Origin of the sequence: Streptomyces sp. NRRL F-5630 (assembly GCF_000719475.1) — a bacterium.
Classification (GTDB): Bacteria; Actinomycetota; Actinomycetes; order Streptomycetales; family Streptomycetaceae; genus Streptomyces.
In genome coordinates, this window is the sequence record NZ_JOGO01000008.1 from 104721 (window position 1) to 120524 (window position 15804).

General features: G+C 72.9%; 13 protein-coding genes. 4 read left to right on the top strand and 9 right to left on the bottom strand.

The window, feature by feature from the left end:
- Positions 1 to 5 precede the first annotated feature (5 nt).
- Complete coding sequence (locus IF99_RS0106330; protein WP_030995353.1) at positions 6 to 3152, top strand: glycoside hydrolase family 38 C-terminal domain-containing protein; 3147 nt, start codon at positions 6 to 8, stop codon at positions 3150 to 3152.
- Positions 3153 to 3175: 23 nt separating this feature from the next.
- Here IF99_RS0106330 and IF99_RS0106335 read toward each other — a convergent pair whose 3' ends face one another.
- From IF99_RS0106335 to mmuM, 4 genes are all read right to left on the bottom strand, one after another.
- Positions 3176 to 3655, bottom strand: a complete 480-nt coding sequence (locus IF99_RS0106335; protein ID WP_030995354.1) for a MarR family winged helix-turn-helix transcriptional regulator — start codon at positions 3653 to 3655, stop codon at positions 3176 to 3178.
- Positions 3652 to 4749 carry an alkene reductase gene (locus IF99_RS0106340; protein ID WP_420705644.1) on the bottom strand — a complete coding sequence of 366 codons (1098 nt, stop codon included), beginning with the start codon at positions 4747 to 4749 and terminating at the stop codon, positions 3652 to 3654. The genes IF99_RS0106335 and IF99_RS0106340 overlap by 4 nt, the downstream gene beginning before the upstream one ends.
- Before the next feature lie 40 nt (positions 4750 to 4789).
- Entirely contained in the window at positions 4790 to 5704 is a 915-nt protein-coding gene (locus tag IF99_RS0106345; RefSeq protein WP_030995356.1) for an NADP-dependent oxidoreductase, read from the bottom strand.
- A 419-nt stretch (positions 5705 to 6123) separates the two neighbouring features.
- Entirely contained in the window at positions 6124 to 7038 is a 915-nt protein-coding gene (gene mmuM / locus IF99_RS0106350) for a homocysteine S-methyltransferase (protein WP_030995357.1), read from the bottom strand.
- A 178-nt stretch (positions 7039 to 7216) separates the two neighbouring features.
- On the opposite strand from mmuM, the gene IF99_RS0106355 reads away from it, so the two are divergent.
- Together IF99_RS0106355 and IF99_RS0106360 are read left to right on the top strand one after the other, a co-directional pair.
- On the top strand, positions 7217 to 8320 hold the full coding sequence (locus IF99_RS0106355) for an NADH:flavin oxidoreductase/NADH oxidase (RefSeq protein ID WP_030995358.1): 1104 nt from the start codon (positions 7217 to 7219) through the stop codon (positions 8318 to 8320).
- A 130-nt stretch (positions 8321 to 8450) separates the two neighbouring features.
- A complete protein-coding gene (locus tag IF99_RS0106360) occupies positions 8451 to 8810 on the top strand; it encodes an ArsR/SmtB family transcription factor (protein ID WP_030995359.1) in 360 nt (119 codons plus the stop codon).
- Here IF99_RS0106360 and IF99_RS0106365 read toward each other — a convergent pair.
- Positions 8724 to 10250, bottom strand: coding sequence for a nucleobase:cation symporter-2 family protein (locus IF99_RS0106365; RefSeq protein WP_030995360.1), 1527 nt, complete (start codon positions 10248 to 10250; stop codon positions 8724 to 8726). The two genes, IF99_RS0106360 and IF99_RS0106365, sit on opposite strands and share 87 nt — an antisense overlap.
- 451 nt (positions 10251 to 10701) lie before the next feature.
- Positions 10702 to 11346 (bottom strand): DUF305 domain-containing protein, encoded by a 645-nt coding sequence (locus IF99_RS0106370; protein ID WP_030995361.1) that lies wholly within the window; start codon positions 11344 to 11346, stop codon positions 10702 to 10704.
- Positions 11347 to 11517: 171 nt separating this feature from the next.
- Here IF99_RS0106370 and IF99_RS0106375 point away from each other — a divergent pair, with 171 nt between their 5' ends.
- Positions 11518 to 13005 carry an LVIVD repeat-containing protein gene (locus tag IF99_RS0106375; RefSeq protein ID WP_030995362.1) on the top strand — a complete coding sequence of 496 codons (1488 nt, stop codon included), beginning with the start codon at positions 11518 to 11520 and terminating at the stop codon, positions 13003 to 13005.
- Between the two features lie 319 nt (positions 13006 to 13324).
- Here the strand turns inward: IF99_RS0106375 and IF99_RS0106380 are convergent, their stop codons facing one another.
- The 3 genes from IF99_RS0106380 to IF99_RS0106390 all read right to left on the bottom strand — a co-directional run bounded on the left by IF99_RS0106380 (position 13325) and on the right by IF99_RS0106390 (position 15797).
- A complete protein-coding gene (locus IF99_RS0106380; protein WP_030995363.1) occupies positions 13325 to 14038 on the bottom strand; it encodes an HAD family hydrolase in 714 nt (237 codons plus the stop codon).
- Between the two features lie 32 nt (positions 14039 to 14070).
- A complete protein-coding gene (locus IF99_RS0106385; RefSeq protein ID WP_030995364.1) occupies positions 14071 to 14763 on the bottom strand; it encodes a phosphatase PAP2 family protein in 693 nt (230 codons plus the stop codon).
- Between the two features lie 98 nt (positions 14764 to 14861).
- Positions 14862 to 15797, bottom strand: coding sequence for a M56 family metallopeptidase (locus IF99_RS0106390; protein ID WP_030995365.1), 936 nt, complete (start codon positions 15795 to 15797; stop codon positions 14862 to 14864).
- Positions 15798 to 15804: the final 7 nt, after the last annotated feature.

Here is a 15804-nt window from a genome sequence, read left to right on the forward strand (position 1 = left end):
GCCCCATGCCCAAGCCGCCGCTGACCAGGCAATCCTGGTGGGACTCCGACATCGCGCGCGACCTCCTGAAGGAGCGCGTCGCCATCACCACCGGCCTCGCCGGTCTCCAGGTACGGCTCTCGGGGGAGCCACTGCTGCGCCACGACGGAAAGGGACGGCTGCTGCAGTCCGTCCGGCTCGCGGTGCTCCGCCCCGGAAGCACGGCCCCGTTGCCACGCGTCACCCGGGCCCACGTCACCACGAGCGGGGGCACCCCCGTCCCCTGCGAGATCGTGCCGGGTCCGGGCGACGACCTCCGCCTCCTGGTCCCGGAGGTGACCGAGCCCACCTCCTTGCTGATCGAACTCCCCGACCTCGAAGAGGGCACACAGATCGCCTTCCAGGTGACGCCGCAGCGCCACTGGACCCTGCACCTCGTCCAGCACTCCCACCTGGACATCGGCTACACCGATCCGCAGGGCCGGGTGATGGCCGAGAGCCGCGCCTATCTCGACTCGCTCCTCGAACTCTGCCGGGACACCGACGACTGGCCGGACCCGGCCCGGTTCCGCTGGGCCGTCGAGGGCTTCCACTCCTTCCAGGACTGGCGGGCCAACCGGCCCCGCCGCCAGGTGGAGGACTTCCTCGGCCGGGTGCGCGAGGGCCGCGTCGAACTCACCGCCATGCCCTTCAACCTGCACACCGAGACCTGCTCCACCGACGAACTCCACGAACTCCTGCGCCCGGTAACCGAGTTGCGCGACCGGCACGGCATCGACATCACCACGGCCATGCAGACGGACGTGCCCGGCCAAGTGGTCGGCCTGCCCGACGTCCTCGCGGACAACGGCATCCGCTACCTGTCCGTCGCCCACAACTGGGCGGGCCGCGCCGTCCCCCACCTCGTCGGCGGCGAGCACCTCCCGCGCCTCTTCCGCTGGCAGACGCCGAGCGGCAACAGCGTCCTGGTCTGGCGCACGGACACCCCGCACGGCCTCGCCTACATGGAGGGCTCCATCCTCGGCTTCGACGAGTCGTACGACCACGTCGACGACCTGCTGCCCGCCTACCTCAGCGCCCTGGCCCGCTATCCCTATCCCCACCAGGGCCGCGGCATCCCCGGCTTCTCCGCGCTCGACCTGCCCGACACGGCGGACCCGTACCCGTGGGACGTGCTGCACCTGCGCGTGCTCGGCAAGTTCGCGGACAACGGCCCGCCGCGCCGGGTCATCTCCGACACGGTGCGCCGCTGGAACGAACAGTGGGCGTACCCGCGGCTGCGCGCCTCCCGCAACCAGGACTTCTTCGAGGATGCCGAGCAGCGCGTCGGCGACCGCCTGGAGACCTACCGGGGCGACTGGACGGACTGGTGGGTCGACGGCGTGGGCGCGGGCGCCGTCCCGCTCGCCGCCATGCGACGCGGTCAGGCGGCCCTCGCCGAGGCACAGACCGTGGCCGGCTACGCCTCTCTCATGGGCGTGGACGGAGGCGCGGAAGTGACCGGCGAAGCTCCGGGCATCTACCGTTCCGCCTCACTCTTCAACGAACACACCTGGGGCGCCGGCGACCCCTGGACCCATGGCGACCACGGCCACGGCTCCGGGCAGACGCAGTGGCACTGGAAGTACTCCCAGGCCCTGCGCGCCCACGACGACGCCGAGACGCTCCTGGACGCCGCCTCCGCCCTCCTCGGCGAAGCCTTCGCCGCGGCGGACGACGCGTCGGCCTCCTTCTACGTCGTCAACACGTGCAGCTGGCCACGGACCGAGACCGCCCGCCTCTTCCTGCCGGAGAGCACCGTCGCCCTCGACACTCCGGTCCAGGTCCTCGACGCACGCACCGGTCACCCGCTGCCCTGCGCCGAGGAGGCGCAGAGCAACGAGCGCCACCGCGCGGCGGGCCGCTTCCTGCACGTGCCCGTCGCGGACGTGCCCGCCTGCGGGGCGGTCCGCCTGGACATCGTCGTCACCGGCGCCGAGTCCCCCGTACCGCACGACGAGCCCACCGGGGTGGGCGTTCTGGAGAACGACCGCCTGCGCGTGACCGTCGACCTGCGCGAGGCGTGCATCGCCTCCATCGTCGACAAACGGACTGGCCGCGAGATGGTGCGCCAGGACGCCGTCGTCGGCTTCAACGGGTACGTGTACGACGAGTACGCCACCGCGGGCGGGTTCAACCACCAGTCCAGCAAGACCGTCGCGGACGACTCGATGCACCTGCTGGCCTCCCGCAGCACCGCCCCGCCGGCCGCGCTCGTGGACCGCATCACGGACGCCACCGGCCAGACCCTCGTCTACGAATGCGCCCCGGCGGGCACCCGGCGCCTTCGCGTGCGCGTGCACCTGCCGCACGACGCGGCCCGCGTCGACATCGAGAACCGCATCGACAAGAACGCGACCCTGACCAAGGAGAGCGCCTTCTTCGCGTTCCCCTTCGCCCTCGACCGCCCCGTCGTGCACACCGAGGCCACGGGCGGTGTGCTCGGCACCGACCGCGAGACCGTGCCGGGTTCGGCCGCCCACATGCGGGCGATCCGGCGCTGGGTCAGCCTGAGCGACGGCACCCACCACGCGGCCCTGGCGACGGCCGACGCGCCGCTCGTCCAGCTCGGCGGCATCGCGATCCCGTACGTCCCCTACCCGCCGTCGCTGCCGCGGGAGGAGCCCGGCACCGTCTTCTCCTGGGTGCACAACAACATCTGGGACACCAATTTCCCCTCCCAGCAGGGGTTCGACCACGTCTTCCGGTACAGCGCCGGCTTCACCCAAGCCACGGCCACAGCCACAGCCACGGCCGAGGAGAACACCGACGCCGACGTATTCGCCGCACGGATCGCCGCGGTCACCAGCCATCCGCTGGTGCCGGTACGGGCCCGGGGCGGCGCCGGGACCGCGTGCCCGGCGCGGACCCACTTCCTGGACCTGGACGATCCCCGGGTGCGCCTGGTCGGGGCCACCGTCCCCGGCGACGGCACGCTCCTGGTGCGGTTGCAGTCCCTTGCGGACGCCCCCGTCACCTGTCGCCTGCGTACCCCGTTCCCCGTGGCACGCGCCGCCCGCACCACCTACCTGGGGCTGACCCCGAGCGACCTCGACCTGGACGAGGACCAAGCGGTCCCGGTCGAGGTGGCGCCGCTCGGGACGGCGGCGGTGCTCCTCATCCTGCGCTCCTGAGGGAGGCGGGCGCCCTGCCGGGCCTATGCGTGCGGCAGGGCCTCGCGGCCGGTGTCCCTGACGGACCGCTCGATGGCGAACGCCGCCTCGGTGAACGCCTCGATCTGCTCGGGCGTCAGGTCCCGGACCGAGATCTCCTCCAGGCTGCGCCACATGGCTTCGATCGGCTCCCGCATGGCGCGGCCCTTGTCGGTGAGATGGACGATCATCACCCGACGGTCGTACGCGGCCGGCTCGCGCACCAGCAGCCCGGCCTCCTGCATACGGCGCAGCGACTTCGAGACCGTGGAGTGGTCCAGCCCCACGCTGTCCAGAAGCTCGGACTGGGTCTGGCCGTCGCGGTCGAAGAGCTGCATGAGGAGCAGCTCCTGCCCGGGGTGCAGGTTCATCTCGCGGAGCATGGCGGAGGCGTGGGCACGGTGGGCGCGGGCCAGCTGGAAGATCGCGTAGCTGAGGCGGCCGTCGCGCGCCGTGCCGGGGAGCCTGGACGCCGGGTCGGTCATCGTGTTCCTTCCGCGCTGCTCAGGGCGGGGTAGTCGGTGTAGCCGCTCGCGCCGCCGCCGTAGAAGGTGGCCTGGTCGGGGGCGTTCAGCGGCGCCCCTGAGCGTAGCCGCTCGACGAGGTCGGGGTTGGCGAGGACCGGCGCGCCGACGGTGACGACATCGGCGAGGCCGTCCGATACGTCCTTGGCCCGTACGCCGAGTTCGGCACCGGCCCGGTTGAGAAGCAGCGTCCCCGGCCACAGCGACCGCAAGGTGCGCAGCAGTTCCTCGTCACCGGCGTGTATCAGGTGCAGGTAGGCGAGGTCCAGCGGGGCGAGGGCGCGGACGAGGGCCGGGTACACCTCGTGGGTGTCGTCCTCGCGGATGTCGTTGTACGGGTTGCCGGGGGACAGACGGATGCTGGTACGGTCGGCGCCGATTTCGTCGGCGACCGCGGCGGCCACGTCGACGGCGAACCGGATGCGGTGGGCGACGGAGCCGCCGTAGCGGTCGGTGCGCTCGTTGGCGTTGCCGGACAGGAACTGGTGGATGAGGTAGCCGTTGGCGCCGTGGATCTCCACGCCGTCCGCGCCCGCCTCGACGGCGTAGGCGGCGGCGCGCCGGAAGTCGTCGACGGTGGCGGCGACTTCGTCGGTGGACAGGGCACGGGGCGTGGGCATCTCCCGCATACCGGCCGCGGTGAACATGAGGCCCGCGGGCCGGATCGCGGAGGGTGCCACCGGCTGCCGGCCGTGCGGGGTGTTCTCGGGGTGGGCGATCCGCCCGGTGTGCATCAACTGGATGACGATCCGGCCTCCCTCGGCATGTACGGCGTCCGTGACCTTGCGCCAGCCGGCGACCTGCGCGGGGGAGTGGATGCCGGGGGTGAGCAGATATCCCTGCCCGTCGGAGGAGGGCTGGGTGCCCTCGGTGATGATCAGCGCGGTCGAGGCGCGCTGCGCGTAGTACTCGGCGTTCAGCGCGGTCGGCACGCCTTCGGGGGTGGAGCGGCTGCGGGTCATCGGTGCCATGGCCAGCCGGTGCGGGAGCCGGAGGCTTCCGGCGCGGGCGGGCTCCCACAGGGCGTCCAGGGCGGGGTCGACGTTCTCGAACACGGGTTCTCCTCGGTAGAAGGGGGGTGCGGGCGTGAGCGGGTCAGTCGACGGTGAGGACGAGCTTTCCGCGGCTGTGTCCGGCGTCGCTGGCCTGCTGGGCCTTGGCCGCGTCGGAGAGCGGGTGGGTCGCGCCGACGGTGGTGACGAGGGTGCCGTCGGCGGCCTGCTGGGCCAGTTCGGCGAGGCGGGCGGCCGAGCGGCGCTGGGGTCCCTCGGAGAAGACGACGCCCAGTTCGCGGGCGCGGAAGTCGGCGGTGGTGACGATCCGGTCGGTGGTGCCGCGCAGGGTGAGGGAGTCCTCCAGGGCGCCCTTGCCCGCGGCGTCGAGGACGGCGTCGATACCGTCGGGGGCGAGGTCACGGACCCGCTCGACGAGGTGGTCACCGTAGACGAGCGCGGTGGCGCCGAGGGAGGTGACGTACTCCTGGTTGCCCGGTCCGGCGGTGCCGATGACGCGGGCACCTCGGGCGACGGCGAGCTGTACGGCGATGGTGCCGAGGGCGCCGGAGGCGCCATGGATGAGCAGGGTCTCGCCCGCCTTGACGTCGAGGATGTCCAGGGCGCGGTCGGCACCGTCGCTCGCCACGGGCAGGGCGGCGGCGTGCGTCCAGTCGAGCCCGGCGGGCTTGAGCGCGAGGACGGTCGCGTCGGCCAGGGCGTACTGGGCGTAGGAGCCGGTGTCGGACCAGCCGAGGACCGCGTCACCGGCCTTGAGGTGGTCGACTCCGGCCCCGACGGCGTCGACGACACCGGCGATCTCGCCGCCGGGGATCGCGGGCAGCGTGGTGGGGAAGATCGCTTCCATGGCGCCGGAGCGGATCTTGCCGTCCACCGGGTTGACGCCGACCGCGTGGACCCGGACGCGGACCTGGCCGGGGCCGGGCTGCGGGATCTCCAGGTCCGCCTCGTGCAGGACCTCGGTGCCGCCGAACGTGTCGAAAACGATGGCCTTCATGGCTGCTGTCTCCTTGTGAGCCGGGCGCCCGACCCGAATATGTGGCCGGACACGTAAAACGTAGCAGCCATTGCGTGGCTAGCCAAGTGTTTTCTTGTGGCTAGCCACGTTTCTATGCCGGACGGGGGGCCGGTGCCGAGTGCGCGGCACGGTGGCGCTGGCGCCGGAATCCTGCTTCGGCTGCTCGGGGAGGGCGTCGTGCATGACCCCGGCCGCGCGTGAGCGAGGACGGTGCGAAAACGGTGGTGAGATGGCCGAACCGGTCCAGGGGCTCTCGTCGGCCTCGCCGCCGGGACCCGCCATCGGGTCCTCGTGGTGTGCTGCCTCACCGTGTCCGGCCTCGCGCTCGGCGGACCTCGCCCGTGCGGGAGTACGTGCCACTTTCCTGACGGGCGGCCTCGTGAGGCTCGCCGCCGCGCTCACGCTCCTGCGCGCAGCACGTCCGCGACGCCTCTGATCCCCTCCGGCCCCACCCGGCAGCACCCGCCGATGAGTCGCGCCCCGGCTGTGTACCACTCGGCCGCGAGGTCCGGCGCGAAGCTCGGGTCGCTGCGCCAGCCCCGCGCGTGCGCGTCCCACCGCTCACCGCTGTTCGGGTACGCGACGCCCGGCTTCCCGCTCGCGGCGACCGCGCGCCGCACCGCGTCCGCCACCTCGCGCGGCTCGCAGCAGTTGACCCCCACCGCCGCCACCTCGTCCGCCCCTGCCGCCAGCCCGAAGGCCGCGTCCAGCGACTGACCCGCCCGCGTCTCGCCGCCCGCCACGCTGTACGAGAGCCACACCGGCACCCCGCAGCCCCGCACCACGGCGAGCAGCGCCCGCGCCTCGTCCACGTCCGGGACCGTCTCCAGTGCGAGGACATCGGGCCCGGCCGCCAGCAGGGCCTCCACCCGGGGACCGTGGAAGCGTTCGAGCGCCGCGCGACCGACCCCGTACCGCCCCCGGTACTCCGAGCCGTCCGCGAGCATCGCGCCGTACGGGCCCACGGATGCCGCGACCCAGCGGCTCCCCGAGGCGCGCGCCGCCGCCACCGACAGGGCGAGCAGCTCACGCGTGCGCGCCGCGTCGATCCCGTGCCGCGCGAAGCCCTCGAAGCTCGCCTGGTAGCTCGCCGTCGTCGCGACCTCCGCCCCGGCCAGGGCGTACGCGCGGTGCGCCTCGGTGAGCGCGGCGGGCTCGTCACGCAGCAGCCGCGCCGACCACAGCGCGTCCGCCAGCCCGTGCCCCGCGGCCTCCAGCTCGTTCGACAGCCCGCCGTCCAGGACGACCGCCCGCTCGCCCAGCGCCCGGACGAACCCCGCGGAGCCGGTCTCGTCAGCACCCGTACCGTCCATGCCCCCAGGCTAGGGCCTGTCTTCAATCTCGCCTCTGCCGTGCTGCGGGCGACGAGGCGAGATTGAAGACAGGCCCGAGGGGACCGCCCCTCCTCACGTCGTACGAGAAGTTTCGTATTACGAGGACGTTCGTACTATGCTCGGCGGCCTCGCCACTTCACCACGAAAGGGGAATCGCGTGAGCGCGCTCTTCGAGCCCTACGCCCTCCGGTCGCTGACCGCCCGCAACCGGCTCTGGATGGCGTCCATGTGCCAGTACAGCGCCGTCCCGGACGGGCCGGAGCAGGGGGTGCCCAACGACTGGCACTTCCAGCACCTCGCCGCGCGCGCCACCGGCGGCACCGGGCTCATCCTCACCGAGGCGACCGGCGTCAGCCCCGAGGCCCGCATCAGCCCCTACGACCTCGGGATCTGGAACGACGCGCAGGTCGAGGGCTTCCGACGTATCACCCGCTTCCTCGACGAGCAGGGCGCGGTTTCCGGTGTCCAGCTCGCGCACGCGGGCCGCAAGGCCTCGACGGAGCGCACGTGGGTCGACCGCGGCGCCCCCATCCCGCCCGGCGCGGAGCACGGCTGGACGCCCGTCGCCCCGAGCGCCCTCCCCTTCAGCGACGCCCACACCGTCCCCGAGGAGCTGACCGAGGACGGCATCCGCGAGATCGTCGGCCAGTTCGCCGACGCGGCGCGCCGCGCGCTCGACGCCGGGTTCCGCACCGTCCAGATCCACGGCGCGCACGGCTACCTCATCCACCAGTTCCTCTCCCCGTACAGCAACCACCGCACCGACGCCTACGGCGGCTCCTACGAGAACCGCACCCGTTTCGCGCGCGAGGTCGTCGACGCCGTGCGCGCCGTGTGGCCCGAGGAACTGCCGCTGCTCTTCCGCATCTCGGCCACCGACTGGTTCGAGGAGGACCCCGAGGACCCGCGTACGGGCTGGACCGCCGACGAGACCGTCGCTTTCGCCCGCACCCTCAAGGAGCACGGCGTCGACCTCCTCGACGTCTCCACGGGCGGCATCTCGCCCACCGCGCCGATCGCGGCCGGCCCCGGCTACCAGGTGCGTTTCGCCGAGCGGGTCAAGAACGAGACCGACCTCGCCGCGGCGGCGGTCGGGCTCATCACCGAGGCACGGCAGGCCGAGAAGATCCTCGCGGACGGCCAGGCCGACGCGATCCTCCTCGGCCGCGAACTCCTGCGCGATCCGTACTTCGCCGCGCACGCCGCCACGGAACTGGGCGAGCGGCCGTACGTGGCGCAGCCCTACCACCGCGCGTACTGAGCCCGCCCGCACGGCCGCTCCCGCCGCGTGCCGGTGCCGCCCCGTCGCCGGGGAAGCGGCACCGGCACGCGTCGTACGATGGCCGCGCACCCACCGCCCGCACCCCGCCCCGCCCCGCCTGGAGTCCGCCGTGACGACCCCCGCCGCAGGCAGCCGCGCCCTGCCGCACCCCGAGCGCGCCGAGATCCGGCTCGAAGCGGTGCTCCACGCGCTCGCCGACCCGCTGCGGCTGCGCATCGTGCGCGAACTGGCGGCGCGGCAACGGGAGCTGAACTGCTCGGAGTTCCCCCTCCCGGTCACCAAGTCGACCTCGACGCACCACTTCCGCGTCCTGCGCGAGAGCGGGGTGGTGCGCCAGGTCTACCGGGGTACGGCCAAGCTCAACGGACTGCGCAGGGACGACCTAGACGCGCTCTTCCCCGGGCTTCTCGACCACGTCCTCGACGCCGCCGCCCGCGAGGCCGGCCGGCTCGGCGAGCCCGTCCGCTGAGGACGCGGGGGGCGCCGCGGGCGTGGGGGGCGCCGAGGACGCGGGGGACGCCGAGAGCTCGGGGGATGCCGAGGACTCGACCGCCTCGGCTCCCGCGGGTTCCGGTGACCGCTTCGCGCCCGGCAGGTGGTTGAAGAGCAGGTTCAGGACGAGCGCGGTGAGGCATCCCGCGCTGATGCCGCTGTGCATGACCGTCTGGAACCCGTCGGGGAAACGGTCGTAGACCGTCGGAACGCCCACGGGGAGCAGTCCCACCGCGAGCGCGACGGCGACCACGGTCAGGTTGTGGTTGCCCTTGAAGTCCACCTCCGCGAGCGTGCGCAGCCCGCTCGCTGCGACCGTGCCGAACATGACCAGCCCGGCCCCGCCGAGCACGGGCGCGGGCACGGCGGCGACCACGGCCCCGAGCTTCGGCAGCAGGCCGAGCAGGACGAGCATCCCGCCGGCCGCCGCGACGACCCAGCGGCTGCGCACCCGCGTCATCCCGACGAGCCCCACGTTCTGCGCGAAGGCCGTGTACGGGAAGGTGTTGAAGACTCCGCCGAGCACCGTCGAGAGCCCGTCCGCGCGCAGCCCGTCCGCGAGCGTGCCCGGTTCCGCCTTGCGCCCGGTCATCTCGCCGACGGCGATGATGTCGCCCGAGGTCTCCGTCATCGACACGAGCGAGACGATGAGCAGCGACACGATCGCGCCCGCCTCGAAGGTGGGTGTGCCGAAGTGGAACGGGGTGCTGATCCCCGCCCAGTCCGCGTCACCGACCCCGCCGAAGTCCGTGAAACCGAACGGGATCGCGACCAGGACCCCCACGACGATCCCGACGAGCACAGCGACCCGGCTCAGGAACGCCGGCGCGAACCGCTGCACGCCGATCACGACGATCAGTACGAAGAGGGCGAGCGCGAGGTTCTTCGGCGCGCCGAAGTCCTTCGCGCCCTCACCGCCGGCGACCCACGCCCCGGCGACCGGCATGAGCGAGAGACCGATGACGAGGATGACCGTGCCCGTCACGAGCGGCGGGAAGAAACGCAGCAGCCGCCCGAAGACCGGTGCGAGCAGCACCATCGCGAGCCCCGCGACGATCACGGCCCCGTAGATCGCGGGCAGCCCGCCCGAGCCCGTGCCGATGAGCACCATCGGCGCGACGGCGGCGAACGTGCAGCCCTGCATGAGGGGAAGACGCACCCCGAACCGCCACACACCCACGCACTGGATGAGCGTCGCGACCCCGGACACCAGGAGGTCGGCGGTGATGAGATACGCGAGGTCGGCGGGCGACAGCTTCATCGCCCCGCCCACGATCAGCGGGACGGCGACCGCGCCCGCGTACATCGCGAGCACGTGCTGGAGCCCGAAGGCCAAGAGCTGTAGCGGGGGCGGTACTGCGTCCACGGGGTGAACGGCCTTCACGGGCCGCGCGGCGGCGGGTGGCGCGCTCGGCATGGGCACTCCCTGGGGGACGGCGGACCCGCACGGGCCCGGGGCGGAGGGGACACGGCAGAGTGTGAGGCACCGTGCAACCACCTGGAACCGTAGGGAAGTTAAACATTCTGTTGATGTCCGCGGGATTTCCGTGCCGTTTCCCGCCCGCGGCCTCTCGCCGCGCGCGGGCGAACCCGCGCCGACTTCGCCGGCCAGCCCCCGCCGACTCCCTGCCCGGCCACCGCCGATGCCCTGCTCAGTGCCGACCGACGCCCTGCCCAGTCCCCGTCGACTGCCCCGCTCGGCCCCCCTCGATGGCCCCGCTCAGCCCCCGCCGAGGGGTCCGGGCGGCCGGTGCCGACGGTGGCTCAGGTGGCGCCGACCTGCGGGGCCCGTGCCGACGGTCCCCGTCCCTCCCCGGGGCGACCCCCGCACAAGCCGCCGCTTCCCCCGTCCTGCGCGAGTGCCGCACTCAGCCCTTCGCCAGTGCCCGCATGCGGTGGATCTCGCTGCTCTGCTGTGCCACCACGTCGTTCGCCATCTCCTCGACCCGCAGGTTGTTGCCGCCGCCGAGCACCTCGCCCGCCATGTCGATGGCGCCTTCGTGATGCGTCGTCATGAGCCTGAGGAAGAGCCGGTCGAAGTCCTTGCCGCGCGCCGCCTTCAGCCGGGCGAGCTGCGCCTCGGTCGCCATGCCGGGCATCGTGCCGTGCTCGTGCTCCGGGGTGCGGGTCCCTTTCGGGTCGTACTGGGCCTGCCAGCCCTTCATCGCGTCGATCTCCGGGCCCTGCGTGTCCGCGATCCGTTCGGCCAGGGCCTTCACCCCGGCCGAGGACGCCCGCGCCGGGGCGAGCCGGCTCATCTCGATCGCCTGCGCGTGATGCGTCGTCATCATCGCCACATAGCGGAAATCAGCCGTGTTGGGCCGGTCGTCCTCCTTCTTGGCCGATTCCGCCTCCTGGGGGGAGAGCGTCTTCGCGGGCTCGCCCGGCTTGCCCGGCACGATCACCGAACTCGCCGAGGCCTTCGGCTCCTTGGCCCCGCCATCCGGCTCCTGACCTCCCCCTCCGCACGCCGCGAGTCCCAGGCACAGGGCGAGCGACAGTACGCCCCACAGGCCCCAACGGACACCAGGAGAACCAGAAGATTCCATGACGATCCTGTTACCCGCTCTTGATATGTGCATGAGGAGCAGGATACTTCGATCAGTTCCCGAACCATTCAACTCCGTTCATCCACCGCTCAGATCAGGGCGAAGACGGGCGGAGAAGAGGGAGAAGAGGAAGTAGTGACCCTGTCCAACCACCCCCACACCCGGCGCAGACGCCTCGGCGTCGGCGCCGCGGCGGCGGGACTGCTCGCCGCGCTCCTCGCCGTCAGCCCCGCGGCGGCGACGCCGGGACCCGGCGACGAGAGCGCGTCCCGTACGGCGGTCAGTTCCGAAGCCGCCGCATCGGCCAAGAAGGACGTGGCGTCGGGCGAGGTACCGGGCCAGGACGAGATCGTCCACTCCCGCAACATCGAGCACCTCAGCAACACCCCCAAGGACGCGCTGGCCGGCACCAACTCCGACCTCGCCTTCCGGGGCAAGTACGCCTTCGCGGGCAACTACGACGGTTTCCGCGTCTTCGACCTGAGCGACCCGAAGAAGCCGCGCACCGTCACGCAGGTTCTCTGCCCCGGCTCGCAGAACGACATCTCCGTCTCGGGCGACCTGCTCTTCCTGTCCACGGACTCCTCGCGCAGCGACGACTCCTGCAACAGCACGACGCAGCCCGCGACCGAGAAGTCCTCGTGGGAGGGCATCAAGGTCTTCGACATCAGCGACGTGCGGCACCCCGAGTACGTCGCCTCGGTCGAGACCGCCTGCGGCTCGCACACCCATACGCTCGTCCCCGAGCGCAAGGACGTGTACGTGTACGTGTCCTCGTACTCGCCGAGCGCCACGTTCCCGGACTGCCAGCCGCCGCACGACGGGATCTCCGTCATCAAGGTGCCGCGCAAGGCGCCCCAGCAGGCGAAGGTCATCGACTTCCCGGTCCTCTTCCCGGACGGCGGCAACCCGGGCGCTCCCACCAACCCGGGCGTCTCGGCCACGACCGGCTGCCACGACATCACCACGCTGCCCTCCGAGGACCTCGCGGCCGGAGCCTGCATGGGTGACGGCATCCTCCTCGACATCAAGAACCCGGCGAAGCCGCGCGTGATCGACCGGGTCCAGGACAACAAGAACTTCGCGTTCTGGCACTCCGCCACCTTCAACCAGAAGGCGAACAAGGTCGTCTTCACCGACGAACTCGGCGGCGGCGGCGCGGCCACCTGCAACGCGCAGGTCGGCCCCGACAAGGGTGCCGACGGCATCTACGACATCGTCGGCAAGGGCGACAAGCGCAAGCTCGTCTTCCGCTCCTACTACAAGATCCCGCGCCACCAGGCCGACACCGAGAACTGCGTCGCCCACAACGGCTCGCTCATCCCGGTCAAGGGCAAGGACCTCATGGTCCAGGCGTGGTACCAGGGCGGCGTCTCCGTCTGGGACTTCACCAACTCCGCCAAGCCGCAGGAGATCGCCTACTTCGAGCGCGGCCCCCTCAGCACGGACCAGCTCGCCTTGGGCGGCTCCTGGTCCGCGTACTACTACAACGGCTACATCTACTCGAACGACATCGAGAAGGGCTTCGACGTCCTGAAGATCAGCGACCGCCGCACCGACCCGGCCAAGAGGATCAAGGCCGACGAGCTGAACGTCCAGACCCAGCCGGACTACTTCGACTGAGCCGCTGGGCGTCTGCCCCACCGGTCCCCGCGCGTGCGAAGCCGTCTTCCGCCCGTGCCCGGACCGTGCACCACCACGACGGGCCACCTTCTCCCGGGGAGGTGGCCCGTCCCCGCGCCGGGGAGCCGGACGCCGACACGGGCCCCGCTCGCCCGCCCCCGTCGCGACGGACAGCGCCGTGAGCCGCCGCACGGCCGAGACACCGGCACGTACGGGCTCGCCCGCCGCCGCGAGACCGAGGCACTCGCCCCGCCGACGCGGTCCGCGGCGAGTGGACCGGACGACGCGAACGCTGCCCCGCCGAACGGCCGCGCGTCGTTCAGGCCGCCGCGTCCACCAGATCCAGTACCGGCCGCAGGCCCGCCGGACGGGACGTCACCGGGAGGTGCTCGACGAAGTGGACCGCGCAGCCGAGGGCACTCGCGCCGCCGTCCGCCTCGCGGCTGTCGCCCACCATCAGCGTCTCCGGGCCCCGCGCGCCGAGCACCCCGCACGCCGTCGCGAAGAGCCGCGCGTCGGGCTTCTGCATCCCGTGCTCGAAGGAGAGCGTGTACGCGTCGACGAAGGCGTCGAGGCCGTGCGCGCGGAAGACGGGGCGTATGTCCCAGCCGACATTGCTCACCACGCCGATCCGGACGCCCCGCGCCCGCAGTCCCGCGAGGACGTCGTGGGCGTCCGGGTAGGGCCGCCAGCTCTCGGGCCGCATGTGCCGCGCGTACAACTCCTCGTGCAGCGCGTCGTCCGGCAGCGCCACGTGCCGCGACAGCCCCGTGTACGCGGCCCGGTGCGCCGCCGCGCTCTCGTCCCGTACGGGCCACAGCTCCGCCGTACGCGCGTCGGGGAACCGCACCGGCGCGCCCGGGGCGCCGCCCGGCTGGGCCCCCACCCGCTCCAGCGCGGCGGCGAGCTCGACGAGCCGCGCCTCCGGCAGGGCGTGGCCCCTCGCGGCGAGCGCCCCGCGCAGCCACTCCTCGGCCGGTTCGATGCGCAGCAGCGTCCCTGAGAAGTCGAAAAGGACCGTCTTGATCGTCATACGAAGATCCTCGGGGCGGCTCCGGATCCCGGTCAAGACGCCCCGGCGCCCCGCCGCACCCGTGTCCCGAGCACCACGAGCAGCGCCCCGAGGAGCCAGCCCCCCACCACGTCGCTCGGCCAGTGCACCCCGAGCCACACCCGCGTCAGCCCCACCCCGACGACGCTCACCACGAGCACCGCGCCCACCGCCCACAGCACCGGACGCGGCGCCCCGTACCCGCGCAGCACCCACCACAGGAGCCCGCTCACCACCGTCGCGGTCAGCGCGTGGCCCGAGGGGTACGCGGCGAAATGCGCGGAGTCCACGGGGTCCCGCCACACCGGCCGCGGCCGTCCCACCGCCGCCTTGAGCAACTGCTGGAGCACCGCGCTCACGACGCACACCACCGCGATCCGAACGGCGAGTCCCCGCGCCCCGCGAGCGAGCAGCCACACCACGAGGAGCGCGGCGAGCAGCCGGAAGGTCCACGGGTCCCACACCCAGTCGCTCAGCACCCGGCACGTGTGCGTCAGCCCTTCGTCCCGCACGGCCCGCCGGTGCGCGGAACGGGCCACCGAGGAGTCGAGCGAGAGCAGCGGCGGCCACGAGGAGGCCACGAGCCCGAGGAGAAGCGCCGAGAGCCCGCCGAGAACGAGAGCCGCCGTCCTCCACCGCCCGCTCGCGCTCGTGGGCGTCCCCTGCCCCGGCGGAGTGCGGGGTGTGCCGGTGGTCGCTGGAGGCATACGGGTTCCTCAGGGGCGGGGGCGGAACAGGGCACGCGCTCCGTGGGGGGAGCACGCGACGCGTACGTCCGCAGAGCCTAAGGCCCGGGCCCGCCGTCTCAGCCGAGCACGCGCAGGGCCGGGACGAGTGCGACGAGCACGGGGACGAGCGGGACGAGCGCACCCGCCGCCGTCCACTGGAGCCTGCGGCCCGCCGTCAGCCGGGGGCGGGCCTCCAGGAGCCGGTGCACGCGACGCGGCACGTCGGCGTGGGGTGTGGGGGCCGGGCCGAAGACGCCGCGGTCCTCGTTCAGCTCCACGAGCGCGAGGGCCGTGGTCAGGCGTCCGAAGCGGCGCGAGGCGACGTCGTCGGCCGCGAGCTCGACGAGCCGGTGCATCTCGTCGCGGAACGCGGCGAAGACCGGGACCTGCGGAAACCCCCGCGCGAGCGCTCCCGAGCAGTGGAGGAGCCAGTCGTGACGCGCGTGCGCGTGGCCGAGTTCGTGGGCGAGGACCGCGTCGAGCTTGCTGCCCTCCAGGCGGCGCAGAGCCGCCGTGGTGATCACGAGCTGCGGGGGAGTGCCGGGCAGCCACCACGCCTCGGGCTTCTCGCCCTCCAGTACGCGCAGCCGCTCCTTGGCGGGCCCCTCGCCCGGGAGCCGCGGGGAGCGCGTCCTGAGCGCGGCGCGCTCGGCGCGCCTGCGCCGCCTGCTCTCGCGGATCTCCCGGCTCAGCATCGCCGCCGTCCAGGCCCCGCCCGCCGCGAGGACGAGCGCGGTCGCCCCCGCCCAGGGGCCCGCGGTGCCGAGCGCGTACGCGTCGATCACGCCGTGCGGCGCGGAGGCGAAGAGCTGCCCGCGCACCGCCTTCCAGGCAGCCGCCGCGCTCAGCGCCATCGCGAGGGCGCAGCACATGAGCACACCGCCCACGACGCACTGCCACAGCCACAGCGCCACGATCGGCTCGCGGTCCGTCCACGGGACACGGGCGATCACGCGGGGAGCGAGCGCAGCGGTGAGCGCGCCGAGCAGGAGCAGGGCCACCGGGACCATCATGCGTCCA